Source organism: Streptomyces sp. iso_384, assembly GCF_056172905.1.
Genome location: NZ_JBWBTT010000001.1, coordinates 137,245 through 162,379, shown reverse-complemented (window position 1 = coordinate 162,379; position 25,135 = coordinate 137,245). Strand labels below are relative to the sequence as shown.

Here is a 25,135-nt window from a genome sequence, read left to right as displayed (position 1 = left end):
GTGAGACAGGGCGCTGTACCGAGCGCGACCGAGCGCGACCGAGCTGGAGGCAGATATGGGCAGGATCGTTGTGGGCGTCGACGGCTCCGAATCCTCGATCAAGGCACTGCACTGGGCCGTGCGCCAGGCCGAGCTGACCGGCGCCACGGTGGAGGCCGTGAACAGCTGGGAGTACCCCGCCACCAGCTGGGCGTCGATGATGCCGGGCATGCCGGAGGACTTCGACCCGCAGGCCCTCGCCACCGTCTCCCTCACCGAGGCGCTGGAGGAGGCCCTCGGCGCCGAGGGAGCCGCCGCGGTCAGCAAGATCGTGGTCATCGGCAATCCCGCCCAGGCCCTGCTGGACCGTGCCCGGGGCGCCGATCTGCTCGTCGTCGGGGCCCGCGGCCACACCGGCTTCAAGGCCACCCTGCTGGGCTCGGTCAGCCTCCACGTCACCCAGCACGCGCCGTGCCCGGTGACGGTGGTCCGCGACTGACGGTCGCGGAGGCTGTTTCGCGTGCGGCCCCGGGAAGCGGCCCGCGGAGAAACGAGGGGACGTTGTCAGTGGCTGCTCCTATCGTGTGGTCATGACCCCTGCTCTCTTCGGGCGCGACCACCCCGTCGGCGTACTCCGCTCGGAGATCGCCCGGGCCACGGACAGCCACGGCGGTCTCGTGCTGGTCACCGGCGAGGCCGGGATCGGCAAGAGCACTCTTGTCACCGACGCCGCGCACGAGGCGCGGCGGCGCGGGGCGCTGGTGGTCGGCGGTTCCTGCTGGGACTCCGACAACACTCCGGGCTACTGGCCCTGGGTACAGGTTCTGCGCGGTATGCGCCGGTCCGCCACGGCGGCGGAATGGGCGGCGGCCCAGGAGGCGTCCGACGGCCGGCTCGCCGTGCTCCTCGGCGATCCGGTCAGGTTCGCCACGGGCGGCTCGGACGGCCCGGGGCCCAGCACACTGTCGGTCCCGGGAGCGGCGGCCGGGGGCCCGGGCGCCGGTGCGGCCCAGGGCGGCGACCCCGGCACGGCGACGGGCACGAGCCCACCGGGCGGCGGTTCGCCCGGGCACGGCTCTCCGGGCGGCGGTCCGCCGGGGGCCGACTCTTCGAACGTCGGCTCTCCGGGCGGCGGTCCGGCGGAGGGGCCCGAGGCCTTCGGGCTCTTCGACGCGGTGACCACGGCCCTCGTCACGGTCTCCCAGAGCCGGCCGCTGGTGGTCGTCCTGGACGATCTGCACAGCTCCGACCCGGCCTCGCTGCGGCTGCTCGAATTCGCCGCCCAGCACGCCTGGTTCGAGCGGCTGCTGCTGATCGGCACCTACCGGGACGTCGAGGTGGAGGCCCCCGGGCACCCGCTCCAGCAGCTGATCCTGCCACTGGTCTCGCGCGCCGCCGCGACGCTCACGCTGACCGGCCTCGGCCGGGACGAGGTGGGCGCGCTGATGACGGTGACGACGGGCCGTGAGCCCGCACCGCAGCTGGTCGACGAGGTCCACCGGCGCACCGGCGGCAACCCCTTCTTCGTCGAGCAGACCGCCCGGCTCTGGCACAGCGGGGCCCCGGTCTCCACCATTCCGCCCGGTGTACGGGAAGCGGTCCGGCAGCGGCTCGCCCTGCTGCCCGAGCCGGTCGTCGCCCTGCTGACCAGCGCCGCCCTGCTCGGCCGGGAGTTCCGCCGGCAGGTCCTGGCCGTGGTGCACGGTTCGCCGGTCCCCCATGTGGAGCGGCTGCTGGAGTCGGCAGTCGTCGCCCGGGTCGTCGTTCCCCGCCCGTCCGGTCAGTACGCCTTCGCCCACGACCTGCTGCGCGAGACGCTGTACGCCTCGCTGGACGACGCCGAGGCCCGCGAGGCCCATGCCGCCGCCGTACGGGCCCTGGACGCGCACGGCGGCATCGGTGACGCCGTGGGGCCCGGCGAGCTGGCCCGGCACGCCCACCTCGCGGGCGGGGCGCTGGAGCGCGACCGCCGGATCGACCTGCTGCTGGCGGCAGCCCGGGACGCCTCGGGACGCCTGGCCGACGAGGAGGCCGTCGGCCACTACCGACGCGCCCTCGCGGTGGCCTCCGGCGAGGTTCCCGATCTCCGACGGGCCGCGCTGATCGGTCTCGACCTCGCGGAGCAGCTCCGGCACGCGGGGGAGAGCGCCGAGGCGCAGCGGCTGCTGGACGGGGCGGTCGCCCGCACCCGGGAGCTGGACGACCCGGAGCTGCTGGCCCGGGTGGCGATCACCCTGTACCGCGACGGCTCCATGGGCGGCGGCCACGACGCCTCCACGAAGGACCTCCTCGTCGGGGCGCACCGCGAACTCACCGGCAAGGAGGGCCAGGAGCACCTCTCCGACGACCGGCTCGCCCAGGAGCTGGCCATCCACATCATGGCGCTGGCCCGCAGCGGCTCGGACGACGAGGCGCTCGCCTTCTCGCTCTGGGCGCGCCACGACTCCGTGTGGGGCCTCGGCTCGGCGGTGGAGCGGATCGAGCTGACCGACGAGATGACCGTCATCGGCCGGCGCACCCGGCACCAGGACATGGAGCTGCACGCGACGTCGATGCGCTGGGTGGCGCTGCTGGAGCTGGGCGACCCGGCCTTCGTCGACCAGTTCCGTACGTTCGTCCGGCTCGCCGAACAGAGCGAGCTGCCCCGATTCGCCCTGGGCATCGCCGTCGACACCAGCCTGATCGCCTCCCTGCAGGGCCGGTTCGCCGAGGCGACCACCGCATTGCGGGACGACGCACTCGACCCGGAGAACAACGACCACGCGGCCTTCGGCTTCATGGGGCACCACCTGCGCTGGGCGCTGCATCTGCTTCAGGGGCACTTCGCCGAGGCCGAGGAGGTCCTCGGCAGGCTTCCGGCCGCCGGGTACCCCTACCCCGGGCTGCTGGAGTCGGTCACGGCGGTGGAGCAGGGCGACGCGACGCCCGCGCTGCGTCTGATCGCCGAGCAGACGGACCGCGACGGCCCCTATCCGCGGGCGTTCATGCCGCTGTGGCTCCGGCTGCTGGCCCAGACGGCCGCGGTGACGGGCGACCGGCGCCTCATCGCCCGCGCGGAGGACGAGCTGACCCCGTACACGGGCCAGTGGATCGTCTCGCTGTACGGGTGCGACATCGGCGGCCCCGTCGACCTCTGGCTCGGGATGCTCGCCGCCGCGCGCGACGACCAGGACGCGGCAGTGGCGGCGCTCACCGAGGCCGCCGCCTCCTCGGACCGCCTCGGCGCCCGCCCCTGGGCCGTACGCGCCCGGCTCGGCCTGGCCCGCGCCCTGCTCGCCCGCGCCGGTGCGGATTCCGCCGGTGGCAGGAGTGGCGGTGCGGAAGGTGGCGGGGCGGCGGCGGGTGGCGGTGACGCGGGGCGGGCTCGGCGGCTGCTCGGTGAAGTGGCGCGGGAGGCGGGCGAGTTGGGCCTGCGTCACCTGGAGGCCGAGGCCTCGGCCCTCCGCACGGCCCCGCCCACCGCTCCTCGCACCGTCGCCGCCTCCGCCGCCACTTCCGCCACCGCCGGGACCGGCGCCACCGCCGCTCCCGGCCCCGCCGAGTTCCGGCGGAACGGGCCCGTGTGGCAGCTGCGGTGGGACGGGGTGACCGTGCACGTCCCGGACGCCAAGGGGCTGCGGGACCTGCACAGTCTGCTGGGGCTGCCCGGCGCCGACGTCCCGGCGGTCCAGCTCCTCGCGCCCGAGGGCGGGGAGCTCGTCGTCGCCGCCGGACAGCTCGGCGGCGACCCGGTGCTCGACGAGGAGGCCAAGCGCCGCTACAAGGAACGCCTGGCCCGGCTGGACGCCGAGATAGACCGAGCCGCCGCCCGGGACGACACCCGGCAGGTCGAGACGTACGACCGGGAGCGGCAGGCCCTTCTCGACGAGCTCCGCACCGCGGCGGGGCTCGGCGGCCGGACCCGGCGGCTGGGCGACCAGACCGAGCGGGCCCGCAAGACGGTCACTGCCCGGATCCGCGACACCCTGCGCAAGCTGGAGACCCTGCACCCCGCGCTGGCGGCCCATCTGAAGGCCTCCGTGACGACCGGGACCACCTGCGCCTACCGCCCTGAACACTCCCCCGACTGGCGCCTCTGACCCGAGCCGCCCCTTCTCCCGATCCGGCTACTCCTCCTGTTCCTCGACGACGACGTCGGCGACGGCACACGCCACGTTGTCGGGCCCGCCCGCCTCGCGGGCCAGGCCGACCAACCGGCGTACGGCCTCTTCCGGGTCGTCCGCCGCGACGACCGCCGCCCTCAGGCCCGCCTCGTCCACCACCGCCGACAAGCCGTCCGAGCAGAGCAGATAGCGGTCCCCGGCCAGCACCTCCTGCAGGCGGACATCGGGACGGGACGCCACCGCGACCTGGGCGGACCGCGCCTCGCCGGCCAGGGCCTTCAGCAGCAGTGCGCGCTGCGGATGGGAAGCGGCCTCCTCCTGGCTCAGCGAACCGTCGTCGATCATCGACTGGACCAGGCTGTGGTCGTGCGTGATCCGGAACAGCTCACCGCCCCGCAGCAGATACGCCCGCGAGTCCCCGATGTGGACGAGCCCGAGCCGCGACCCGGTCCACAGCATCGCGGTGAGCGTGGTCCCCGAACCGTCCGGGGCCGCACAGGACGCGACCGCCTCCCGGACCGCCCGCGAAGCGGAATCCGCCGTGTCCTCCAGGGCGTTCAGCAGATCCGCGGCGGAGGGAGCACCGCCCCCGGAGCCCCACGCGGAGGGCTTGAGCGCCTCGATCGCCGCCGCACTCGCCTCGGCCCCGCCCTCCCCGAAACCGTCGGCGACCGCCAGCAGCCGGGGCCCGGCGAACGCCGCGTCCTGGTTCGCCGTACGCACCGCCCCGGTATCGGTCAGCGCGGCGCAGCGGATCGCGAGGGCCCCCGCCCCCGCACTGCGTGTGCTCCCCGTACTGCCGGTGTTCCCCGTGCTGCCTGTGCTTCCCGTGTTCCCCGTGGTGCCCGGTATCCGCGCCATGGCCCTGCCTTCCGCTGACAGATGGTCGACGAGGTACATCGCCAGATCGCGCCGGGCCGCCGTCTCGGCCTCCACCCGTGCCCAGTAGGCCCGGATCTCCACCGCCGCGGCGCCCGCGTCGAGCGCCACGACCGGGCCGATCCGGCTCAGCGGCATGCCGATCCTGCGCAGCCACGCCACGAGCCGGGCCTCCTCCGCCTGCGCCGGGTCGTAGTACCGGTAGCCGTTCACCGGGTCGACCAGGGCCGGCCGGAGCAGGCCCAGCTCGTCGTAGCGCCGGAGCGCCTTGGCGGAGAGCCGGGACAGCCGGGCGAACTCCCCGATCGTCACCAGCCCCCCGCTCGCGGCGCCCACCGCGCGGCCTTCGCCTTCCACCCCGTACCTCCTCGTACCGGGCGCTTCCCGCCCGGCCCCACCGATGCTGGGGCTTCCCCCGCGGGGAACGTCAAGGATGCCTGCGCGAGTGGGTCCGCCGTCGGTCACTTCCGGTTGTAGAGCCGCATCGTCACCACGCCGAAGACCGTCATGAGCACCCCGGCCCAGCTCAGCGACCAGACGATGTCGGCGGCCGGCCAGTTGCCCGCCATCAGCTCACGCACCGCCGTGGCGAGGTGGGTGACCGGGCTGTTGTTCACGAAGGCCTGGAGCCAGCCCGGCATCGTCTTCGGGTCGACGAAGACATTGCTGAGGAAGGTCAGCGGGAAGATCACCATCATGCTGACGCCCATCACCGACTTCTCGGAGCGCAGCAGCAGACCGAACATGGTCCAGATCCAGGAGAACCCGAACGAGAACACCACCAGCAGAGCGATGCCCGCCAGCACACCGAGCACACCGCCCTCCGGCCGGAACCCGATGATCATGCCGATGGTGAGCATCACCGCCGACGCCAGCAGATAGCGCAGGACGTCGCCGAGCAGATAGCCGACCATCGGGGCGGGCCGCCAGATCGGCAGCGTGCGGAACCGGTCGAAGACGCCCTTGGCGATGTCCGTGTTCACCGCGACACCCGTGTACATCGTGATCATCACGACGCTCATCACCATGATGCCGGGCAGCAGGAACTGGATGTACTCCTCGGTGGAGCCGGCCAGCGCCCCTCCGAAGAGGTACGTGTACATCAGGACCAGCATGATCGGGAAAGCCGTCACATCGAAGAGCTGATCCGGCACGTGCTTGATCTTCAGCATGGCGCGCCAGCCGAAGGTCACCGATGCCGACAGCGCGCTGGGCCTCGGCGGGCGCTCGTGGCCCACCAGGAGCGCCGAGAGGCGTTCCCGGTCCGGCGCGGCGAGCTCGACGCCTTCCAGCTCCGTCTTGGCGGTCGCGGTGCTCATGCCGCCACTCCCTTCTTGTCCGTGAGTGCGAGGAAGACCTCGTCGAGGCTGGGCTGTCCCAGCGAGAAGTTGTCGACCGTGATGCCGGAACCGGCCAGCTCGGCCAGGGCGCGCCCGGCCTGTTCCGCCGCGCCCTGCTCGGTCCGCTGTCCGTCGACCCGGGCGGTCAGCGCCACCGGGTCCGCGTCCAGCTGGACCTCCGCGTTCAGTGCGAGCGCCAGCACTCGCTGGGCCTCGGCCCGCTGGCCGGCGTCCCGCAGCCGCAGATGGACGGTGCCGGCGCCGACGGACGCCTTGAGCTCGCCCTTGGTCCCCTCGGCGATGACCTTGCCGTGGTCGATCACCGCGATACGGGAGGCCAGCTGGTCGGCCTCGTCCAGATACTGGGTGGTCAGCAGCACCGTGGTGCCGAGGGCGACGATCGCCCGCACGATGTCCCACACCTGGTTGCGGCTGCGGGGGTCGAGTCCGGTGGTCGGCTCGTCCAGGAACAGCACGTCCGGGGTGTTCAGGATGGACGCGGCGATGTCGATGCGCCGCCGCATGCCTCCCGAGTAGTTCTTCACCTGCCTGCCCGCCGCTTCGCTCAGCCCGAACCCTTCGAGCAGCTGGGCCGCCCGGTCGCGGGCCGCCGGCTTGGAGTGCCCGAGCAGCCGGCCGAGCAGGACGAGGTTCTCCGAGCCGGTCAGGTCCTCGTCCACCGAGGCGTACTGCCCGGTCAGGCTGACCCGGCTGCGGACCGCGTCGGCGTCCTTCACGACGTCCTTGCCGAACACCCGGGCCGTGCCTCCGTCGGGGCGCAGCAGGGTCGCGAGCATGCGGACGGCGGTGGTCTTGCCGGCGCCGTTGGGTCCGAGGACGCCGTAGACGGTGCCGGTGGGGACGGCGAGGTCGATGCCGTCCACCGCGCGGTTGTCGCCGAAGACCTTCACCAGCCCCGTGGTCTCGATGGCCAGTTCAGTGCTCATGATCCATTCCTTGTGGGTCGTCGGTGGAAGTCTGCGAGCTGCGGCGGGCCCGGCAGCTCACGAGACGTACGGGCGGACGGCGCGCGCCTCGCGCAGGGCCCAGCCCCACCAGCCGAGCTGGTCGAGCATCAGGCCCACGGACCGGTCCCGGCCGGTGTCGCCGGGGTGGCCCTCCAGCGGCTGCTGGAGGAAGTCGAGCGCGACCCCGTTCCTCAGGGTCACCGTGTGCAGCTCGGTGAAGACCGAGCGCAGCTGCTCCACGGCGTACAGCCCGGCGGAACCGTGTCCGTAGCTCACGAAGGCGACCGGCTTGGCCTGCCACTCCTCGTACGCGAAGTCGATGGCCTGCTTCAGCGAGGCGGGGAACGAGCGGTTGTACTCCGGGGTGACCACGACATAGGCCTCGGCCCTGGCGATCTCCTCGGTGAACTCCGTCATCTGCTCGGTCGCCCGCCCCGGGTAGTGCACGGGGAAGTCGAAATCGGCGAGATCCAGCACGGCGAGGTCCAGCTCGCTCCGGCCCCGGGCCCGCTCCATGAACCAGCGGCCGACCGCATCGCCGATGCGGCCCTCGCGGGTACTGCCGATGATCACCGCGACCCGCAGCGGAACACCGTCCGTCGTCATCGCCCGCTCCTCCTCCCGCGTCCCGGGGCGCTTCGCTCCCTCACCTCTTGGGCGCCAGACACCAAGGCGCGGCCGCCAGATCGAATCTGGCGGCCGCGCACGCGGTCACGGGGAGCCCGGACGCCGGACGGGCCTCAGGTCTCCCGCGTGTAGAAGAGGTAGAACGAGACGACGAGGACACCCGCCCCGACCGCCAGGCCCAGCCCGGTCGACCGCAGCACGCTGGTGTCGGTGAGGCTCACCAGGAAGCCGATCGCACACGCGGTCAGCGCGCCGTACGCGGCCGCCCGCAGCTCGCGCGGCAGGGACTGCTGGATCCGGCCCAGCGCGAAGCAGAGGGCCGCCAGGGCGATACCGGAGACGAACCCGAGCAGGACCTGCCCGCCGGTGCTGGGGCCGCCGTCGCGGCGGATGAACGCCGCGTAGAAGCCGTAGATCACGCCGAGCACCAGAGGCAGGGCCCAGGCGAGCCGGGTGTGGTGGCGGGTTCGCGCATGCGCGCGGGCGCCCCTTCGGCCGGGCATGGCTGCGTGTGTGGCCATCGCGGACAGCTCCTTCCGTCGCCCCCGTCGCACGCCCCCGTTCCTCCAGAGCACACCCGCCCGCGCGACCCGGCAACTCGAATGGCGTACGGCCCGGAGCGGCCCGGCTCCGTACGGGATTCCCTGGAGGGGTGCGGACCTCTCCCTCGGCGACCTCGTCGATCTCGGCGGCCTTCTCGGCGCTCCTGCTCCTCCTGCTCGCCGTCCTCGTGCCGTTCGGCGCGCTCTCCGCCTGGGTCGACCTGGAGATCGACGACACCGACCGGTACGTCGCCGCCGTCTCCCCGCTCGCCTCGGCCCCGGCGGTGCGGACCACCGTCGCGAACCTGGTCACCGAGGAAGCGATGCGGCAGATCGATCTCGGCCCGCTCCAGGACACGGTCCGGGAGTTCCTGCACGAGTCCGTACGGTCCTTCACCACCACCGAGGCCTTCCAGCAGGCCTGGGACACCGCGAACCGGGTCGCGCACCAGGCGGTGGAGGCCGCCCTGGATGGCAACAGCGGAGAGGCCGTGACGATCGACCTGGCCCCGGTGATCGAGCAGGTCAAACAGGACCTGGTCCGTGACGGGGTGCCGTTCGCGGATCGGATCCCGGTCGAGCGGACGGAAATCACCGTGCTCGGCCCCGGTCAGGCCGACGACCTCAGGGACTCGTTCCGGTGGCTTCGCTCCTGCAGCATCTGGCCGGCGGTCGCGACGCTGGTCCTGCTCGTCCTGGTGGTGGGCATCGCGACCGTACGGCGTGGGCTGCGGGCCGGGCTGTGGACCACCGCGATCGTGGGTGCCGGGTTCGTGCTCGGCGCGGTCCTGCTCCGGGTGCTGGTCGCGGTCGGCCGCAGCCGGGTGCTGGACGAGGTGCCGGGCAGCGACCGGGACGCGGCCGCCGCGGTCTTCGACGCCCTGACCGACTCGCTGCGGACCACGGCGTGGGTGGTGCTGGCGGTCGGCGCGGCGCTGCTGGTGGGGGCGGTCTCGGCGCGGGTGCTCCTGCGGAACAGGACGTCCTCGGCCGACGTGCGATGAGGCGGTGACCGGGTGAGAGTGGGATCCGTGGCCGTCACCGGGCGACGACCGCCACTGCGACCCGAAAGAGGCGTCATGGCCGACCGAGACATCTTCGAGAACATCGACGAGCTGGTCTCCGAGGAGCGCGACCTTCGCGACCGCTCCGTGGCGAAGATGGGCCTGTCCACGGACGAGAAGGCCCGGCTGCAGGCGGTGGAGGTCCAGCTCGACCAGTGCTGGGACCTGCTGCGCCGACGGCGGGCGCTCAGCGAGTACGGCGAGGACCCCTCGACGGCGAAGGTCCGCCCCGCCGCCGAGGTGGAGGGCTACCAGAGCTGAACCAGAACTGACCGTGACGGCGGATCCACGGCCCGAAGCGTGCTGGTGGTGACCGCCGTCCGGTGTTTCACGTGAAACACCGGACGGCGCGCGTCAGCTCTCCGGCGGGCGCCCCTGAAGACGTTCCATCTCCCGGCGGTCGCGCTTGGTCGGACGGCCCGCGCCCCGGTCCCGTACCGGAACCTGGATCGCGATCTCGCGGGGCGGCGGGGGCGGGCTGTTGTCGACGAAGCACTCCACGGCCACCGGCGGGCCGACCCGCTTCTTCACGATCTTCGAGACGACGACCACCCGGTCCCGCCCCGCGTGCCGGAGCCGCACCTCGTCGCCGACGCGCACGGCCTGTGCGGGCTTGGCCCGCTCGCCGCCGACCTTCACATGTCCTGCCCGGCAGGCGGCGGCCGCCTGGGCACGGGTCTTCGTCAGCCGGACCGACCAGATCCACACGTCGACCCGGACGCTTCCCTCCGCCTGCGGCGCGTCACCGGAAACCATGGGTCCGACTGTAATGCGGACCGGGCGGCGGACGGGAAGCAATTCCGGGCGGCGGACGGAAGGCAAGGGCGGGCGGGAGGCACGAGGACCCTCCCGCCCGCCGACTGCGTCCTGGTCCTGCCGGGCCTCACACGCCGATGTCGCGCCCGTCCTTGCGCCAGACGGCGACGACCGAGGGACGGACGATCCTGCCCGGTCCGTCGGGCCAGACGCTCGCCGGCTTCTCCACGGAGGCCCCGTCGATCTCGCCCGGGTGCTGGACCGCGACCAGGACACGGCGGTCCTGGATGACCGGGCCACAGGTCTCGGCCCCGGCCGGGACGGTGAGGAACTGCTTCAGTTCGCCGCGCCGGTCACCGTGGGTCGCCACGCCGAACAGGCCGTCGTGCGAGTCGAGCTTGTTCCCGTCCGTGGAGATCCACAGGTTGCCGTGGGCATCGAACGCCACGTTGTCCGGGCAGGAGATGGGGCTGACGTTCTCCTTGGGGAAGCCGGCGAAGTACGTCGACGGGTCGTCCGGGTCGCCCGCCACGAGGAACAGCCGCCAGGCGAAGCCGTCGCCCGCCGGGTCGTCCCAGTTCTCCGCGAGCTCCAGGATCTGCCCGTGCTTGTTGCCGTTGCGCGGGTTCGCCTCGTCCGCCGCGGCCTTGCCCTCCTTGCCGCGGTCCGAGTTGTTGGTGAGCGCCACATAGACCCGGCCGGTGCGCGGCGAGGGCTCGACGTCCTCGGGGCGGTCCATCTTGGTCGCGCCGACCTTGTCCCCGGCGCGCCGGGTGTAGACGTACACCTCGTCGGCGGTCATGCCCGGCACGTGGGAGGTGGTGCCGGTGGCCAGCGGGATCCAGACGCCGCTGCCGTCGAACTCACCGTCGTTGGGCAGCTTTCCGGTGCCGTCGATCTCGGTGACCGGCGAGTCGCCCGTCAACTTGGCGACGTACAGCGTGCCCTCGTCCAGCAGCGTCAGGTTGTACTCGCGGGCGGCCCGCGAGTTTCCCTTCTTCATCCGCCTGCTGGAGACGAACTTGTAGAGGTAGTCGAACTTCTCGTCGTCGCCCATGTAGACGACCGGGCGGCCGTCGGAGGTGAGCCGGGGCTCTGCCGCCTCGTGCTTGAACCGGCCCAGCGCGGTCCGCTTGCGCGGGGTGGAGTCCGGGTCGTACGGGTCGAGTTCGACGACCCAGCCGAAGCGGTTGGCCTCGTTGGGCTCCTTCGCCAGGTCGAACCGCCGGTCGAACCGCTCCCACTTGCGCTCGGTGGCGCCCGTGCCGATCCCGTACCGCTTGTGCATGTCGGTGTTGCCGTTGGCGAAGTACTGGTTGAAGTTCTCCTCGCCGTGCAGCGTGGTGCCCCACGGAGTGGTGCCGCCCGCACAGTTGTTGAGGGTGCCGAGCACCTTGCGGCCCGTGCGGTCGGCGGACGTCCGCAGCAGCGGGCTGCCCGCCGCGGGGCCCGTCAACCGGAACTCGCTCGTCGCGGTCAGGCGGCGGTTCAGCGGGTGCCGGTTGACCGGGCCCAGCTTTCCGGTGCGGTGCTCCTCCTGGACGACGACCACGGAGAGTCCGTGCGCCGCCCAGGCGATCTCCACCTGTTCGCGGGTCGGGTTGGCCGGATCGTAGCCGCGGAACATGAGGATCTCGTCCGTGTACTCATGGTTCGCGACCATCACCTGCCGCCCGCGCTCACCGCGCAGCGGGAGCAGGGAGAGGAAGTCGTTGTTGTAGCCGAACTGGCCCGCCTGCGCCTTCGCCGTCTGCTTGTCCGGGTTGAAGGCGGGCGCGCCGCGCAGGATCGGCTCGCCCCAGCGGATCACCACGTTCTGGGCGTACCCGTCGGGGATCGTGACCTTGTCGTCCTTGTTGGGGGCGACCGGCGAGAACCGCAGGCCACGCGCCCCGGACGGGGCCGGTTTATGGGGGTGACCCGGTTTGTTCCCGTGTCCGGCGAGCGCGGCGGCCTCGGCCTGCGGGGCGCTCGGGCCGGTCAGGGCGGCGGCCCCGGCGGCGGAGGCGACGGTGACCACGGCGGCGGCGCGCATCATCGAGCGGCGCGACACGGCTCCGGCGATGATGTCGCCGGCGTACTCGTTGTCGCTGGTGTTGGGCGTCTCCTTGAAGCAGGCGTCGCCGCAGCGGAAGCGGCAGGTCAGCGCGGAACGCCCACCGGGATGCGAACTGATGAACGGCAGCAGATTGCGCACGTGGATTCCCTCCGTCTGGTGTCGTGCGTGACGGTAGGTGCGCCTCCACGCGATCCGAGGGACTCCCGGTGAACGGCGAGTGAAGTCCGGGCCACCGCTGTGCCCTTGGGGGTCGGCGGTGGACACCGTCGGGGACTCGGTCAGGGAACGGTTTCGGCTCGGTTGACGCAGCGGTGGGCCGCACCGGCGAACGGCCGGATCCGGCCGCTAACCTTACGTATCCGTCCTGGCCAGGGATGAATTCACCCAGGTCGGACATTCCCCGCACCCAACTCATGCGAAAGGCCTCGCTCATGGGCATTCGGAGCTTGCTGCGTAAGGTGTTCGGCCGCACGGAGCAGGACGAGCCGACCACGGCCACCGTCCCGCCCCAGGCCGAGCGCACTCAGCCCAAGGAGACGGAGCCGGAGACCACTTCGGCGGCCGAGCCCGCCGCGGAGAAGAAGGCGTCGATCCCGGCGCCCGCCTCGCCCGCGTCCGCCACCCCGTCCTCCGCCGGCGCACCGTCCACGGCGTCCGCGTCCGCCGCCGCCGGCTCCACCGGCTCCGGCGACTCCACGGAGCGTGACGGTTCGAAGGCCACCGACATGGTGGCGGAGGCCTTCGACAAGGCGGCCGCCACCGCCAAGCCGTCGCCGACCGTCCCCGCGCAGGCGTCGGCCCCGGAGGAGACCGCGGAGGAGACCCCGAAGGCGGAGCAGCCCGCGGAGCCGGAGCCGGTGGCCGCCGAAGAGCCGGTGGCCGCCGAGAAGCCCGTGGCCGCCGAAGAGCCCGTTGCCGTCGTGGAGCCGGTCGAGGCCGAGGAGCCCGTATCGGCTCCGGAGCCGATCACGATCGACCTCGATCTCGACGAGACCCCGGGGCCGGAGGCCAAACCGGAGCCGGAGCCGGCAGCGGAGGCCGCACTGGCGGTGGCTGAGGTTGCGGAGACGGCTCCCGAGGCCACACCTGAAACCGCTCCCGAGGCGCCTCAGGCCACCTCTGAGACCCCTGAGCCCTCCGGCGCCTCCGCGACCGCCGAGGCTCCCAAGGCCCCCGAAGCCTCAGCGGCACCGGCGGTCACGGAAGAGACCCCCGCGGCCCCCACCACCCCGGAGCCGGCCGCGGCCGAAGAAGCCCCCGAGGCCTCCACCGAACCGGCCGCCGCCATCGCCCCCGGCAAGCCCGCCACCACCCTCGCGCGGGTCAAGTCGCAGGCTCCGCAGCTAGTCGCCCCGTACAAGGCGGCGCAGGCGGCGCTCAAGGGGCACGGGCTGACCGGGCTCCGTGCCCGCGTCTACCTGGTGCTCGACCGCTCCGGTTCGATGCGGCCGTTCTACAAGGACGGCAGCGCCCAGCACCTGGGCGACCGGACGCTCGCGCTCGCCGCGCACCTGGACGAGGACGCCACCGTGCCGGTCGTGTTCTTCTCGACCGACATCGACGGCACCGGGTCCATCGAGCTCTCCGGCCACGAGGGCCGCGTCGACGAGCTGCACGCGGGCCTCGGCCGGCTGGGCCGGACGCACTACCACCGCGCGGTCGAGGAGATCGTCGCGCACTACGAGAAGTCGGAGGCCACCGGTCCGGCTCTCGTGATCTTCCAGACGGACGGCCCGCCGGACGCCAAGCAGGCAGCCCGGCAGGCCCTCACGGAGGCGGCGCGGCTGCCGCTGTTCTTCCAGTTCGTCGCCTTCGGCGAGCAGGACGCGAAGGGCTTCGACTTCCTGCGGAAGCTCGACGCCCCGAACACCGGCTTCTTCCACGCCGGCCCGGCGCCCCGCGAGATCGCGGACGCCGAGCTCTACCGGGAGATCCTCGCCGGGCTGCCGGCCTGGACCGCCGCGCGCGCGGCCGGCTCCGAGGCCTGATCGACCGGAAGCCGTACGGTCACGGCGAGACCGCCGCCCTCGGGGCCCGGTCTCGCCGTGACCGTTCCGCCGTGGGCCATCGTGATCGACCGCACGATCGACAGACCGAGGCCCGACCCCGGCCCCATCCGGTCCCGGCCCTCGCCCCGCCGGAACGGTTCGAAGAACCCCGCGATATCGGCCTCGGAGACCACCGGGCCGGTATTGCGCACCAGCAGGGCCCCCTGACCGCTCAGCGAGACCTCCACCGAGCCGCCCGGCACGTTGTACGTGACCGCGTTGGCCAGCAGGTTCGCCACCAGCTGGGCGAGCAGCAGCCGGTTGCCGCGCACGGAACACGCGGCCGCCGTCACCTTCACCGCCGGCCCGCCGTCCGTCCTCCGGACCTCCGGGCCGCCGATCGTGCCCCGTACCGCCGGATGCCGGGCCGTCTCCTCCCTGACCACGTGGTCGAGGCGGACCGACTCGCGCTCGTCCGTGGCCAGACCCCGTTCGCTGCGGGCCAGCACGAGCAGCCCCTCGATGAGCCGCTCGCTGCGCCGGTTGGTGTCCAGCAGGGTCTGCCGGGTGCGGACGAGGTCCTCGGGGGACGGGTCGTCCAGGCCGACCTGGATCGCGGCGCGCTGGGTGGCCAGCGGGGTCCGCAGCTCGTGGGAGGCGTTCGCGATGAACCTCCGCTGGCTGTCGAATGCCTTCTCCAGACGGGCCAGCAGCGCGTCCAGGGTCTCGCCCAGCTCCTTCAGCTCGTCGTCGGGGCCGCTGGACGCGATCCGCTCGTGCAGGGTCCGTTCGCTGAGCCTGCGGGCCTTCGCGGTCATCGCGTGGACCGGCTGCAGCACCCGGCCCGCTATCCACCAGCCCACCCCGACCGCGCCCGCCGTCATCACGAGCAGCGCGGCGAACGACCAGTTCATGAGCTGCTTGCCCGCCGCGTCGCTGACATGGTCGGTGATCTCGTAGACGGTGGGCGATTCCACGGGGCTACGGCTGATGACGGGGCCGTTCACCCTATGGCCGGGCGGTGCGACGACGTATCGGGGCGGGCCGATGACGTATCCGGGCGGGCCGACGGCCGCCGAGGAGGCGATGGCCCGCGCATCGGTCTCCGTACCGGCGCGGGAGGCCAGGTTGACGGTGGCCAGCAGCGCGGTGCCGAGCACCAGGAAGACACCGCCGTACACGAGGGCGATACGGGTCCGGATCGTCGTGTGCGGCAGCTTCGAGGCGTCCACCAGCCGCCGCAGGACCATCCGCTTCACAGGGCGTACCCGACGCCCTGCACGGTGCGGATCAGCGCGGGCTCGCCGAGTTTGGCGCGGAGCTTGCTCATACAGACGCGGACGGCCCCGGTGAACGGGTCGGCGTTGGCGTCCCAGGCCCGCTCCAGCAGCTCTTCCGCGCTGACCGTGCCGCCGTCGGCCTCCAGGAGCAGCTGCAGCACGGTGAACTCCTTCGGCGAGAGGTCCAGATCCCGGCCGTCGCGGAGCGCGGAACGCCGTACGGTGTCGAGCCGGATGCCGTGCCGTTCCAGCTGGGGCGGTACGGGCCGGGCGCTGCGCCGGCGCAGGGCGCGCACCCGGGAGACCAGCTCGGGGAACTCGAAGGGTTTGCTGACGTAGTCGTCGGCCCCCAGGTCGAGCCCGGCGACCCGGTCCTCCATGGTGCCGGAGGCGGTGAGCATCAGGATCCGGGTGCGGGAGCCGGAGGCGACCAGGCGGCGGGCCACGTCGTCGCCGTGCACCCGGGGGAGGTCGCGGTCGAGCACGACGACGTCGTAGTCGTGCAGGCCGAGGTAGGCGAGGGCCGCGTCGCCGCTGTACACCGTGTCGACCGCGAAGCCGGCCCGGCGCAGTCCGGTGGCGACCAGCTCCGCGAGGATCTCCTCGTCCTCGGCGACCAGTACCCGCATGGTGTTGTCCCCTGCCTCGTGCACGCTTGTCCGCTCCCTCCCAGGATGCGACTTTCCTTCGGGAACCATTACGGGAACGGATGTTTCGCAAAGCTCTCCACCGGAGGGCTTCGCTCCGCCCGCGCGGGAGGCCACCGTTCATCGATGTGAGTGGATCTTGATCGGGCCGTTAGGATTTCGACCATGGCGGCCACTGGATCCGAGAAGCAGGGGGCGACGGCGTACTACGTCTCGACCCCCATCTACTACGTCAACGACGCTCCTCACCTGGGCCACGCCTACACGACCGTCGCAGGCGACGTGCTCACGCGCTGGCACCGCCAGCGCGGCGAGAAGGTGTGGTACCTCACCGGCACGGACGAGCACGGTCAGAAGATCATGCGCACGGCCGAGGCGAACGACGTCACTCCGCAGGCTTGGTGCGACAAGCTCGTCGAGGAGGCGTGGAAGCCCCTCTGGGAGCATCTGAACATCGCCAACGACGACTTCATCCGGACGACGGAGAAGCGGCACACCGACCGTGTGCAGGAGTTCGTGCAGGACCTGTACGACAAGGGCGAGATCTACAAGGGCGGGTACGAGGGCCCGTACTGCGTGGGCTGCGAGGAGTACAAGCTCCCCGGCGATCTGATCGACGGCGAGGGCGAGTTCGCCGGTCAGAAGCTCTGCCCGATCCACAAGAAGCCGGTGGAGCTCCTCAAGGAGGAGAACTACTTCTTCAAGCTCGGTGAGTACGGCCCGAAGCTGCTGGAGTTCTACGCGGCGAACCCGGACTTCATCCAGCCCGAGTCGGCACGCAACGAGGTCGTGAACTTCGTCGAGCAGGGCCTGCAGGACCTGTCGATCTCGCGCTCGACCTTCGACTGGGGCGTCCCGGTGCCGTGGGACGACAAGCACGTCATCTACGTCTGGATCGACGCGCTGCTCAACTACGCGACGGCCGTCGGCTACGGCGCCAACCAGGAGAAGTTCGACGGTACGTTCCCGGCGAACGTGCACCTGATCGGCAAGGACATCCTCCGCTTCCACTCGGTGATCTGGCCCGCGATGCTGATGGCGCAGGGCCTGCCGCTGCCCGGCAAGGTCGTCGCCAACGGCTGGCTGATGGTCGGCGGCGAGAAGATGTCGAAGTCCAACCTGACCGGCATCAAGCCGCAGGACCTGACCTCGCACTTCGGCGTGGACGCGTACCGCTGGTACTTCCTGCGGGCCATCGCGTACGGCAGCGACGGCTCGTTCTCCTGGGAGGACTTCACCGCCCGCTACACCTCCGAGCTGGCCAACGACTACGGGAACCTCGCCTCGCGCGTGGCGGCGATGGTCGGCAAGTACTTCGGCGGCGCGCTGCCGGAGGCCACGGCGGCCGGTGACGCCGAGCGGGCCGTGCAGGAGGGCCTGGCGAAGGCCGTCGCGACCGCCGACCGGAAGATCGGCGAGGAGCTGGACTTCCAGTCCGGCATCCTGGCGGTCTTCGACTTCGTGAAGCAGGTCAACGGCTACATCACGGAGCAGGAGCCGTGGAAGGTGGCCAAGGACACCACTCCCGAGGGCCAGGCCCGCCTCGCGACCATCCTGTACACGGCCGCCGAGTCGCTCCGCGGGGTCGCGGTCCTGCTGAACCCCGTGATGCCGGAGACCTCGCAGAGCCTGTGGGAGTCGCTGGGCGCCGAGGAGTCCCTGGGCGCGCTGGCCGACCAGAAGGTCCAGGACGCGGGCGCATGGGGCATCCTGCCCGCGGGCGCGACGGTGACGAAGGGCGCGGTGCTGTTCCCGCGCCTGGAGGAGAAGCCGGCGTAGTACGTACGTGAGGAGCCCGGGACCACCGCTGTGTGGTCCCGGGCTCCTTGCGTTGCGGCGCGGGGTCAGCGCACCCAGCTCTTGAGGGGTTCGGTGTCCAGCTCGATCCCGACGGGGTCGGGGAGGGTAACGGACTTGCCGTACGGCACGGTGACAACCTGCTCGTAGCGCACGCCGTCGGGCTGCGAGTGGACCTTGACCTCGCAGGTGTCCCGGTCGATCAGCAGATAGACGGGGATACCGGTCTCGGCGTACGCCCGGGGCTTCTCGACGCGGTCGCGGCGGTCGGTGTCCTCATCGTACGAGGTGACCTCGACGACCATGAGGACGTCGTCGGGGTTGGCCCATTCGCCTTGGCCGACGAAGGCGTCGATAGGAGCGAGACAGGCATCAGGGCGAGCGTTGCCCCTGCGGTAGGACTCGATACGAAGACCTTGCTCGCCGAAGAGCCATCTGCTCGGATCCGACTGCATGCAGATCTGCGTCAGCCAGGCGATGATCCGCCCGTGGTCCCCGTCCGGCACAGCCTTGACCCCCAGTTTCCCGTTCACGAACTCCAGCCGCAGTGCCTCCTCGGCACGTATGGCGTGACGGGCCAGATCCTCGAAGACGTCCTGCGTCAGGACGCGGTCCTCGACCACGCTCACAACGACCTCCTCCTGCACCGGGCCACCGGTTCGACTTGTACCGGGGAACATCCTCAGCGTACGGGCAAGGCCTCCGCCCCGTACCCCGATCACCGCCCCAGCTTCTCCCCGTCCCCCATCACGATCACCGGGTTCATCGCCGGATCCAGGGTGCGCAGGAGTTCTTCCATCAGCTCCTCCGGGATGGAGACACAGCCCTGGGTGGGGCCGCCGTGGTCGACGTGGATCCAGATGCCGCCGCCGCGTTCGAGGCCGAGGGGGCGGTCGCGGTCCAGGGGGGTGACGCCCTCGATGCGGTTGTAGTTGATCGCGATGACGTAGTCGAAGGACCCTTCCAGGGGCTCCCCGTAGAACCCCTCGCCGTCCACCGCGAACCGGGGGTGCTCGTCGTACGGGAGCAGGGCCCCCGGGTCGGGGAGCCGGCCGCCGGCGTCGGTGAGGGTGTAGACGCCCGTGGGGGATCGGAGGTCGCCCGCCACGTGGTGGTCGGTCCAGCCCGCCATGCCGTTGTGCGCCGGCCAGGGCCCCGCGACCGGCTGCCAGCCCTTCGCGGGGTCCTCGCGGCTGTAGAGGACCGCGCTGGACTGGTGGGAGTCGGCCCCCTCGCCGGTCACGACGAACGCCTGCCGGGCCTCGGCGGGGATCGCCGCGCGCGTCTGCGGTCCCAGGTCGGGCATCTCGGCGGGGCTGGGGGCGGGCGTCGGGGCGGGTGAGACGCGGAGCGCGGACGCGGCGTCGGACTGCGGGCCCGCGGCGCCCTGGCCCGGGACGCCTTCGGGGGTCTTCGCGGGTGCGCCGTCGGAGCCGCAGCCGGTGAGCAGCAGGGTCAGGGCGAGGAGCGTTGCGGCGAGCAGGGCGGGCGGGCGGCGCGGGACGGACACGGTGACGGGCTCCTCGGGTGGCGGCGGACGGCGCGAGGCGGCGGGGCGCGAGGCGGGAGGGGTGTCTCGGTGCCAGTCTTTGCCGGACCCGGCCCGGCCGAATCCGATCCGGGGCCATCCGGCTGTACCGCGTCGCCCGGCTGTCATCACCTCCCGGCCGCGTGCAACGAAACAGCCCCCGATCGGGTGATCGGGGGCTGTTTCACGTGAAACATCCGCAGAGCGGGACCGTCCGGACCGTCGGCCCTGCGCGGACTACTTCTCCGCTGCGGGCTTCTCCGACGCGCCCTTCGCGGCGACCGGCTTGCGCAGCTGGATGTTCAGCTCGCGCAGCCGGGTCTCGTCCAGCTCGGTCGGGGCGCCCATCATCAGGTCCTGGGCGTTGCCGTTGAGCGGGAAGGCGATCGTCTCGCGGATGTTCGGCTCGTCGGCGAGCAGCATCACGATGCGGTCGACGCCCGGGGCGATGCCGCCGTGCGGCGGGGCGCCGAGGCGGAACGCGCGGAGCATGCCCGCGAACTCGTGCTCGACGGTCTCGCGGTCGTACCCGGCGATCTCGAAGGCCTTGAGCATCAGCTCGGGCTCGTGGTTACGGATGGCGCCCGAGGACAGCTCGATGCCGTTGCAGACGATGTCGTACTGCCAGGCGAGGATGTCCAGCGGGTCCTTCTCCTCCAGGTCGGCCAGACCGCCCTGGGGCATCGAGAAGGGGTTGTGCGAGAAGTCGATCCTGCCGGTCTCCTCGTCCTTCTCGTACATCGGGAAGTCGACGATCCAGCAGAACCGGAAGACGCCCTCCTCGAAGTGACCGGCGCGCTTGGCGGCCTCGACCCGGACGGCCGACATGATCTTGGAGACCTCGTCGAACTCGCCCGCGCCGAAGAAGACCGCGTGGCCCGGGCCCAGCGAGAGCCGCTCGGTGAGCGTCTTGACGTCGGTCTCGGTGAGGAACTTGGCGATCGGACCGGCCAGCGTGCCGTCCTCGCCCACCCGCACCCAGGCCAGGCCCTTGGCGCCGTGCTCGACGGCGTACTCACCGAGGCCGTCGAAGAACTTCCGGGACTGGCCCGCGGTGTCCGGGACCGGCAGCGCGCGGACGTGCTTGCCGGCGAACGCCTTGAACCCGGAGTCGGCGAAGACATCCGAGATGTCGACGAGCTCCAGCTTGGCGCGCAGGTCCGGCTTGTCGTTGCCGTACTTCAGCATCGACTCGCGGAACGGGATGCGCGGGAACGGCGAGGTGACCTCGCGGCCGTTGCCGAACTCGGTGAAGAGCTCGGTCATCAGCTTCTCGATCGGCTGGAAGACGTCCTCCTGCTCGACGAAGGACATCTCGACGTCGAGCTGGTAGAACTCGCCCGGCGAACGGTCCGCACGGGCGTCCTCGTCGCGGAAGCAGGGCGCGATCTGGAAGTAGCGGTCGAAGCCCGAGATCATCAGCAGCTGCTTGAACTGCTGCGGGGCCTGCGGCAGCGCGTAGAACTTGCCGGGGTTCAGCCGGGACGGGACGACGAAGTCACGGGCGCCCTCGGGGGAGGTCGCGGTGAGGATCGGTGTCGCCATCTCGTTGAAGCCGAGGGCCACCATCTTGGAGCGGATGGAGGCGATCACGGCCGAGCGCAGCATGATGTTGCGGTGCATGCGCTCGCGGCGCAGGTCGAGGAAGCGGTACTCCAGGCGCCGCTCCTCGTTGACGCCGTCCTCGGTGTTGATCGTGAACGGCAGCGGGCCGGCCTCGCCGAGCACCTCGACCTCGGTGACCTCGATCTCGATCTCACCGGTCGGCAGCTCCGGGTTGACGTTGTCGGCGCCGCGCGCGGACACCTTGCCGTCGATCCGGACGACGGTCTCCTTGGTGAGCTTCGCCAGGGCCTCGTTGCCGGGGGTGCCGGGGCGGGCGACGAGCTGCACCAGACCGTAGTGGTCACGCAGATCGATGAAGAGGATGCCACCCAGGTCTCGGCGATTGTGCAGCCAGCCGCTCAGCCGGACGTCGGTGCCGACGTCAGAGGCGCGGAGCTCGCCGCAGGTGTGGGACCTGTACCGATGCATCGTCGTTCATCCAGTCTTCGCGGTTGGGGTGGGAGGAGCCTCCCCAGGCTACCGTCCGGGACCGGGACGCTTCATTTCGCTTTGCGCCGCCGCACCCGCCCGGCCGCCGGGGCAGGTGGCGGCTCCTCGGTGGCGTCCGCCGAGCAGACCTTCCTAAAGTGGGGCAATGCGCACCGAGGACGTCCTGGCCGCGATCGCGACGGGCCTGTGGCGCTGGGACAACGCAGCCGGCACGGTCACGCTCGACGCGGAGGCGGCCCGGCTGCTCGGCCTGCCGCCCGAGCCCGGCAGCTACCGGGAAGCGGCGGTGCGCTCCCGCTTCCACCCGGTCGACTGGAACGAGATCTACGGGGTGGTGAACCTCGCGGTCGCCGAAGGCAGCCTCGCCGAGGCGCGGCTGCGGATCGTGGACGAGCGCGGGCAGGTTCTCCGTACCGTGCGCAGCCGCTCCAAGCCGGTCTTCCCGCCGGACCGGGAGGCCGGGAACTACGTCCTCATCGGCACGCTCCAGGAGGTCGCCGAGCCACAGCCCGGCTCCACCGACTCCGCCCACACGCCGATCACCGGAGACTGGCGGCGGTCCCGGGAGGCGTTCCTGCTGGACGCCGGGCGCGCGCTGGCCGAGGCCCGGTCCACCGCGGAGGTGCTGCGGGTCGCCGGATCGCTGTCGATGCCCGGCTTCTCCCCGGACGGCCTCGCGGTCTTCGGCTCCGTCGGGGAGCGGCTGACGATCATCGGGCACCACGGGCACACCATGGGGGACGAGGAGCCCTTCACGGACATGCCCCTGGAGACCGACTACCCGGCCGCCGAGGTCGTCCGCACCGGCCGCGCGATCTACCTCCCCTCCCCCGAGGAGTACCGCCGCCGCTACCCGGCCACCTGGCCGCTCGCCCGGCGCTTCGGGCGGCAGTCCTGGGCGTTCCTGCCGCTGGTCTCCTCCGGCCGCACGATGGGCGCCTGGATGGCCGGGTTCCGGCATCCGGTGGCGTTCTCCCCGGACGAGCGCGCGGTGCTCTCGACGGTCGCCCGGATGCTCGCACAGGCGCTGGCCCGCGCCTCGGTGGCCGAGACGGAACGCGAACTGTCGCTCGGGCTCCAGCGCTCGATGATGCCGACGCTGGGCCCGGACATCCCCGGGATGACGGTGGCCGCGCGGTACGTGCCGACCGGGGGCGGGCTCCAGGTGGGCGGCGACTGGTACGACATGATCCCGCTGCCCAACGGCCGGATCGCCCTGGTCATCGGCGATGTCCAGGGCCACGATGTGCGGGCCGCCGGGCTGATGGGCCAGCTCCGTATCGCCCTGCGCGCCTACGCCTCCGAGGGGCACCGCCCGGACGCGGTGCTCTCCCGGGCCTCGCGCTTCCTGTCCGGGCTCACCGACGCGTACGAGAGCGTGGAGGGCGACGCGGAACCGGCGGCGCCGCGCTTCGCGACCTGCCTGTACGCGGAGGTGGACCCGGAGGCCGGGACGCTGGACATCGCCCGTGCGGGCCACCCCGACCCGGTGGTGATCAGCGCCGACGGGACCGCGGTGATCCGGCAGACGGCGGGCGGGCTGCCGCTCGGGATCGAGACGGACTCCGACTACCCCACCACCCGGGTGGTCCTGGAACCCGGCGAGACGATCATGCTGTGCACGGACGGCCTCATCGAGACCGGCGGGCACGACATGGCCACCGGCTGGACCCGGCTGAGGCCCGTCCTGGAGCGGCCCGTCGAGGACCTGGAGCAGTTGGCGGACGCCCTGGTCCAGGCCGTGCACGGGCCGACCTCGCACTACACGACGGGGCCGCTCGCGGACCGGCGGGAGGACGACATCGCGGTCCTGGTGCTGCGACGGGAGAGCGCCCCGGCGCCGGAGACGCCGCCACGCCGCAGCGTCATGACCATCGCGCAGGCCGAGCCCGAGCGGATCTCGGTCGGCCGCCAGCTGGTGCGTGAGCTGCTGCACGACTGGAGCGATCCGGAGCAGGTCGACTCGGCGGTCCTGATGGTCTCCGAGATGGCCACCAATGTGCTTGTCCACACGGACGGGGACGCGCTGATGGTGGCGGAGGTCTCCGGTGAACAGGGGGAGCGGCGGCTGCGCGTCGAGGTCGCCGACGGCAGTGACGAACTGCCGCACAAGCGGCGGCCCGGGGAGATGGCGTCCAGCGGGCGGGGGCTTGTGCTGATGGAGATGCTGGCGGATGTGTGGGGGGTGGATCCTCGGGGGGAGGGGAAGTCGATCTGGTTCGAGCTGTACGAGGCGGCCTGGGCGGGGGGTTCTTGAGCGGGTGGGCCCCCGGGCCGTGGCTCTCCGCGTGCTCGGGCTCGGCCCCGTGACGGTTCCGCCCTCAACGCCGGACGGGCTGGATCTGCCGGTCCCGGCCCACCTGGAGCACGGGCCCGCCGGCGCGAGGGTTCCGCCCTCAAGCGCCGGACGGGCCGGGTTCGCCGGGCGGTCCGGGGCGGTCCTTGCGTAGTTCGCCCAGGACGCCGAAGGCCGCCGCACACAGGGGGACGGCCAGGAGCATGCCCAGCAGGCCCGCCACGCTCGCGCCCGCCGTCAGCGCGATCATGATCATGGCGGGGTGCATCTGGACCGTACGGCTCTGGATCATCGGCTGGAGCACATGGCCCTCCAGCACCTGGACCGCGAGCACCACGCCCAGGGCCCACAGCGCGATCACGAACCCCCGGTCGGCCAGCGCGACCAGCACCGCCACCGCGCCGGAGAGGAACGCCCCGAGGTAGGGGATGTACGCGCCGACGAAGACCAGCGCGCCGAGCCCCACCGCCCCCGGGACGTCCAGGATCAGCAGGCCCACCGTGATGCACACGGCGTCGATCAGGGCGATGAACGTGGTGCCGCGCATGAAGCCCTCGACGGCCTCGAACGCCCGGCGCCCCATGGCCTCCACCAGGTCACCGGTGCCGCGCGGGGCCACCGCGTGGGCCAGGCTCACGGCCCGGTCCGAGTCGCGCAGGAAGAAGAAGGTCAGCAGCAGGGCCAGCACGCTGGTCGCCACCAGCGAACCGATCAGGCTGATGCCGCTGAGCAGCCCGCCCGCCGCGCTCGCCCCGAACTTCTCGACCAGGTTCTTCGCGTTGTCGGCCAGGTCGTCGACGTCCGTGGCCCCGGCGATGTCCAGATGGTCGACGACCCACTGACCGGCGTCCTTCAGCGAGGCGACGATCTGGTCGCCGGAATCGACGAGGGCGGTGACCACGATGTATCCGGCGCCGCCGACCACCGCGACGAGGACCGCGCAGGTGAGGCCCGCGGCCAGCGAACGGTTGAGGCGAAGCGCGATGAGCCAGCGGTGCACGGGGCCGAGCAGCGCGGTGCCGAGCAGGGCAAGCAGCACCGGGGTGACCGCGGTCTTGAGGGCGACGACCAGCCAGATCGCGACGGCGGCGACGCCCACGACGAGCAGGACCACTCCGCACCAGGCGGCCGCGCGGCGGGCACTCTCGGGCAGGAGGGGCTTGGGTGCGGGCACCCTCCCACCCGATCACGGCGCACGACGGCTGTCCCGTCCGCCGCCCCCGTACG

General features: G+C 72.1%; 20 protein-coding genes. 7 read left to right on the top strand and 13 right to left on the bottom strand.

Annotation, left to right across the window (positions count from 1 at the left end; all coding sequences use genetic code 11):
* The first annotated feature begins 55 nt into the window (after window positions 1-55).
* Both AC0VY3_RS00700 and AC0VY3_RS00695 read left to right on the top strand, forming a co-directional pair.
* Window positions 56-478, top strand: a complete 423-nt coding sequence (locus AC0VY3_RS00700; protein WP_242743187.1) for a universal stress protein — start codon at window positions 56-58, stop codon at window positions 476-478.
* A gap of 91 nt (window positions 479-569) precedes the next feature.
* Window positions 570-4,058: an ATP-binding protein gene (locus tag AC0VY3_RS00695; RefSeq protein WP_475548660.1), complete on the top strand. Its 3,489-nt coding sequence runs from the start codon at window positions 570-572 to the stop codon at window positions 4,056-4,058.
* 27 nt (window positions 4,059-4,085) lie between these two features.
* On the opposite strand, the gene AC0VY3_RS00690 is transcribed toward AC0VY3_RS00695, so the two are convergent.
* The 5 genes from AC0VY3_RS00690 to AC0VY3_RS00670 all read right to left on the bottom strand — a co-directional run bounded on the left by AC0VY3_RS00690 (window position 4,086) and on the right by AC0VY3_RS00670 (window position 8,417).
* Entirely contained in the window at window positions 4,086-5,318 is a 1,233-nt protein-coding gene (locus AC0VY3_RS00690; protein WP_475548659.1) for a MerR family DNA-binding transcriptional regulator, read from the bottom strand.
* 104 nt (window positions 5,319-5,422) lie between these two features.
* Entirely contained in the window at window positions 5,423-6,280 is an 858-nt protein-coding gene (locus tag AC0VY3_RS00685) for an ABC transporter permease (protein ID WP_103507855.1), read from the bottom strand.
* Complete coding sequence (locus AC0VY3_RS00680) at window positions 6,277-7,248, bottom strand: ATP-binding cassette domain-containing protein (protein ID WP_103507854.1); 972 nt, start codon at window positions 7,246-7,248, stop codon at window positions 6,277-6,279. Before AC0VY3_RS00680 ends, AC0VY3_RS00685 begins: the two co-directional genes overlap by 4 nt.
* 57 nt (window positions 7,249-7,305) lie before the next feature.
* Window positions 7,306-7,875 (bottom strand): NADPH-dependent FMN reductase, encoded by a 570-nt coding sequence (locus tag AC0VY3_RS00675; RefSeq protein ID WP_103507853.1) that lies wholly within the window; start codon window positions 7,873-7,875, stop codon window positions 7,306-7,308.
* A 134-nt stretch (window positions 7,876-8,009) separates the two neighbouring features.
* On the bottom strand, window positions 8,010-8,417 hold the full coding sequence (locus AC0VY3_RS00670; RefSeq protein WP_103507852.1) for a hypothetical protein: 408 nt from the start codon (window positions 8,415-8,417) through the stop codon (window positions 8,010-8,012).
* Window positions 8,418-8,548: 131 nt separating this feature from the next.
* Here AC0VY3_RS00670 and AC0VY3_RS00665 point away from each other — a divergent pair, with 131 nt between their 5' ends.
* Window positions 8,549-9,442, top strand: a complete 894-nt coding sequence (locus AC0VY3_RS00665; protein WP_103507851.1) for a hypothetical protein — start codon at window positions 8,549-8,551, stop codon at window positions 9,440-9,442.
* A 75-nt stretch (window positions 9,443-9,517) separates the two neighbouring features.
* Window positions 9,518-9,763, top strand: a complete 246-nt coding sequence (locus AC0VY3_RS00660) for a DUF2630 family protein (RefSeq protein WP_103507850.1) — start codon at window positions 9,518-9,520, stop codon at window positions 9,761-9,763.
* Between the two features lie 93 nt (window positions 9,764-9,856).
* On the opposite strand, the gene AC0VY3_RS00655 is transcribed toward AC0VY3_RS00660, so the two are convergent.
* Window positions 9,857-10,258, bottom strand: a complete 402-nt coding sequence (locus AC0VY3_RS00655; RefSeq protein WP_103507849.1) for an RNA-binding S4 domain-containing protein — start codon at window positions 10,256-10,258, stop codon at window positions 9,857-9,859.
* 127 nt (window positions 10,259-10,385) lie between these two features.
* Entirely contained in the window at window positions 10,386-12,455 is a 2,070-nt protein-coding gene (locus AC0VY3_RS00650; RefSeq protein ID WP_103507848.1) for a PhoX family protein, read from the bottom strand.
* Window positions 12,456-12,748: 293 nt separating this feature from the next.
* On the opposite strand from AC0VY3_RS00650, the gene AC0VY3_RS00645 reads away from it, so the two are divergent.
* Window positions 12,749-14,305 (top strand): VWA domain-containing protein, encoded by a 1,557-nt coding sequence (locus AC0VY3_RS00645; protein ID WP_475548658.1) that lies wholly within the window; start codon window positions 12,749-12,751, stop codon window positions 14,303-14,305.
* Here the strand turns inward: AC0VY3_RS00645 and AC0VY3_RS00640 are convergent.
* Window positions 14,239-15,555, bottom strand: a complete 1,317-nt coding sequence (locus tag AC0VY3_RS00640; protein ID WP_374935457.1) for a sensor histidine kinase — start codon at window positions 15,553-15,555, stop codon at window positions 14,239-14,241. The genes AC0VY3_RS00645 and AC0VY3_RS00640 overlap by 67 nt on opposite strands.
* Window positions 15,556-15,560: 5 nt before the next feature.
* Window positions 15,561-16,214 (bottom strand): response regulator transcription factor, encoded by a 654-nt coding sequence (locus tag AC0VY3_RS00635; RefSeq protein ID WP_181010754.1) that lies wholly within the window; start codon window positions 16,212-16,214, stop codon window positions 15,561-15,563.
* Window positions 16,215-16,397: 183 nt separating this feature from the next.
* Between AC0VY3_RS00635 and metG the strand changes: the two genes are divergently transcribed.
* Window positions 16,398-18,011: a methionine--tRNA ligase gene (metG, locus tag AC0VY3_RS00630; protein WP_103507845.1), complete on the top strand. Its 1,614-nt coding sequence runs from the start codon at window positions 16,398-16,400 to the stop codon at window positions 18,009-18,011.
* 65 nt (window positions 18,012-18,076) lie between these two features.
* Here the strand turns inward: metG and AC0VY3_RS00625 are convergent, their stop codons facing one another.
* The 3 genes from AC0VY3_RS00625 to aspS all read right to left on the bottom strand — a co-directional run bounded on the left by AC0VY3_RS00625 (window position 18,077) and on the right by aspS (window position 21,591).
* Window positions 18,077-18,658: a Uma2 family endonuclease gene (locus AC0VY3_RS00625; protein WP_181010753.1), complete on the bottom strand. Its 582-nt coding sequence runs from the start codon at window positions 18,656-18,658 to the stop codon at window positions 18,077-18,079.
* 89 nt (window positions 18,659-18,747) lie between these two features.
* Complete coding sequence (locus AC0VY3_RS00620; protein ID WP_475548657.1) at window positions 18,748-19,539, bottom strand: L,D-transpeptidase family protein; 792 nt, start codon at window positions 19,537-19,539, stop codon at window positions 18,748-18,750.
* Between the two features lie 255 nt (window positions 19,540-19,794).
* Window positions 19,795-21,591, bottom strand: coding sequence for an aspartate--tRNA ligase (aspS, locus tag AC0VY3_RS00615; protein WP_103507842.1), 1,797 nt, complete (start codon window positions 21,589-21,591; stop codon window positions 19,795-19,797).
* A 166-nt stretch (window positions 21,592-21,757) separates the two neighbouring features.
* On the opposite strand from aspS, the gene AC0VY3_RS00610 reads away from it, so the two are divergent.
* Window positions 21,758-23,869, top strand: coding sequence for an ATP-binding SpoIIE family protein phosphatase (locus AC0VY3_RS00610; protein WP_475548656.1), 2,112 nt, complete (start codon window positions 21,758-21,760; stop codon window positions 23,867-23,869).
* A gap of 139 nt (window positions 23,870-24,008) precedes the next feature.
* On the opposite strand, the gene AC0VY3_RS00605 is transcribed toward AC0VY3_RS00610, so the two are convergent.
* Window positions 24,009-25,082, bottom strand: a complete 1,074-nt coding sequence (locus AC0VY3_RS00605) for an AI-2E family transporter (protein WP_242743199.1) — start codon at window positions 25,080-25,082, stop codon at window positions 24,009-24,011.
* Window positions 25,083-25,135 lie beyond the last annotated feature (53 nt).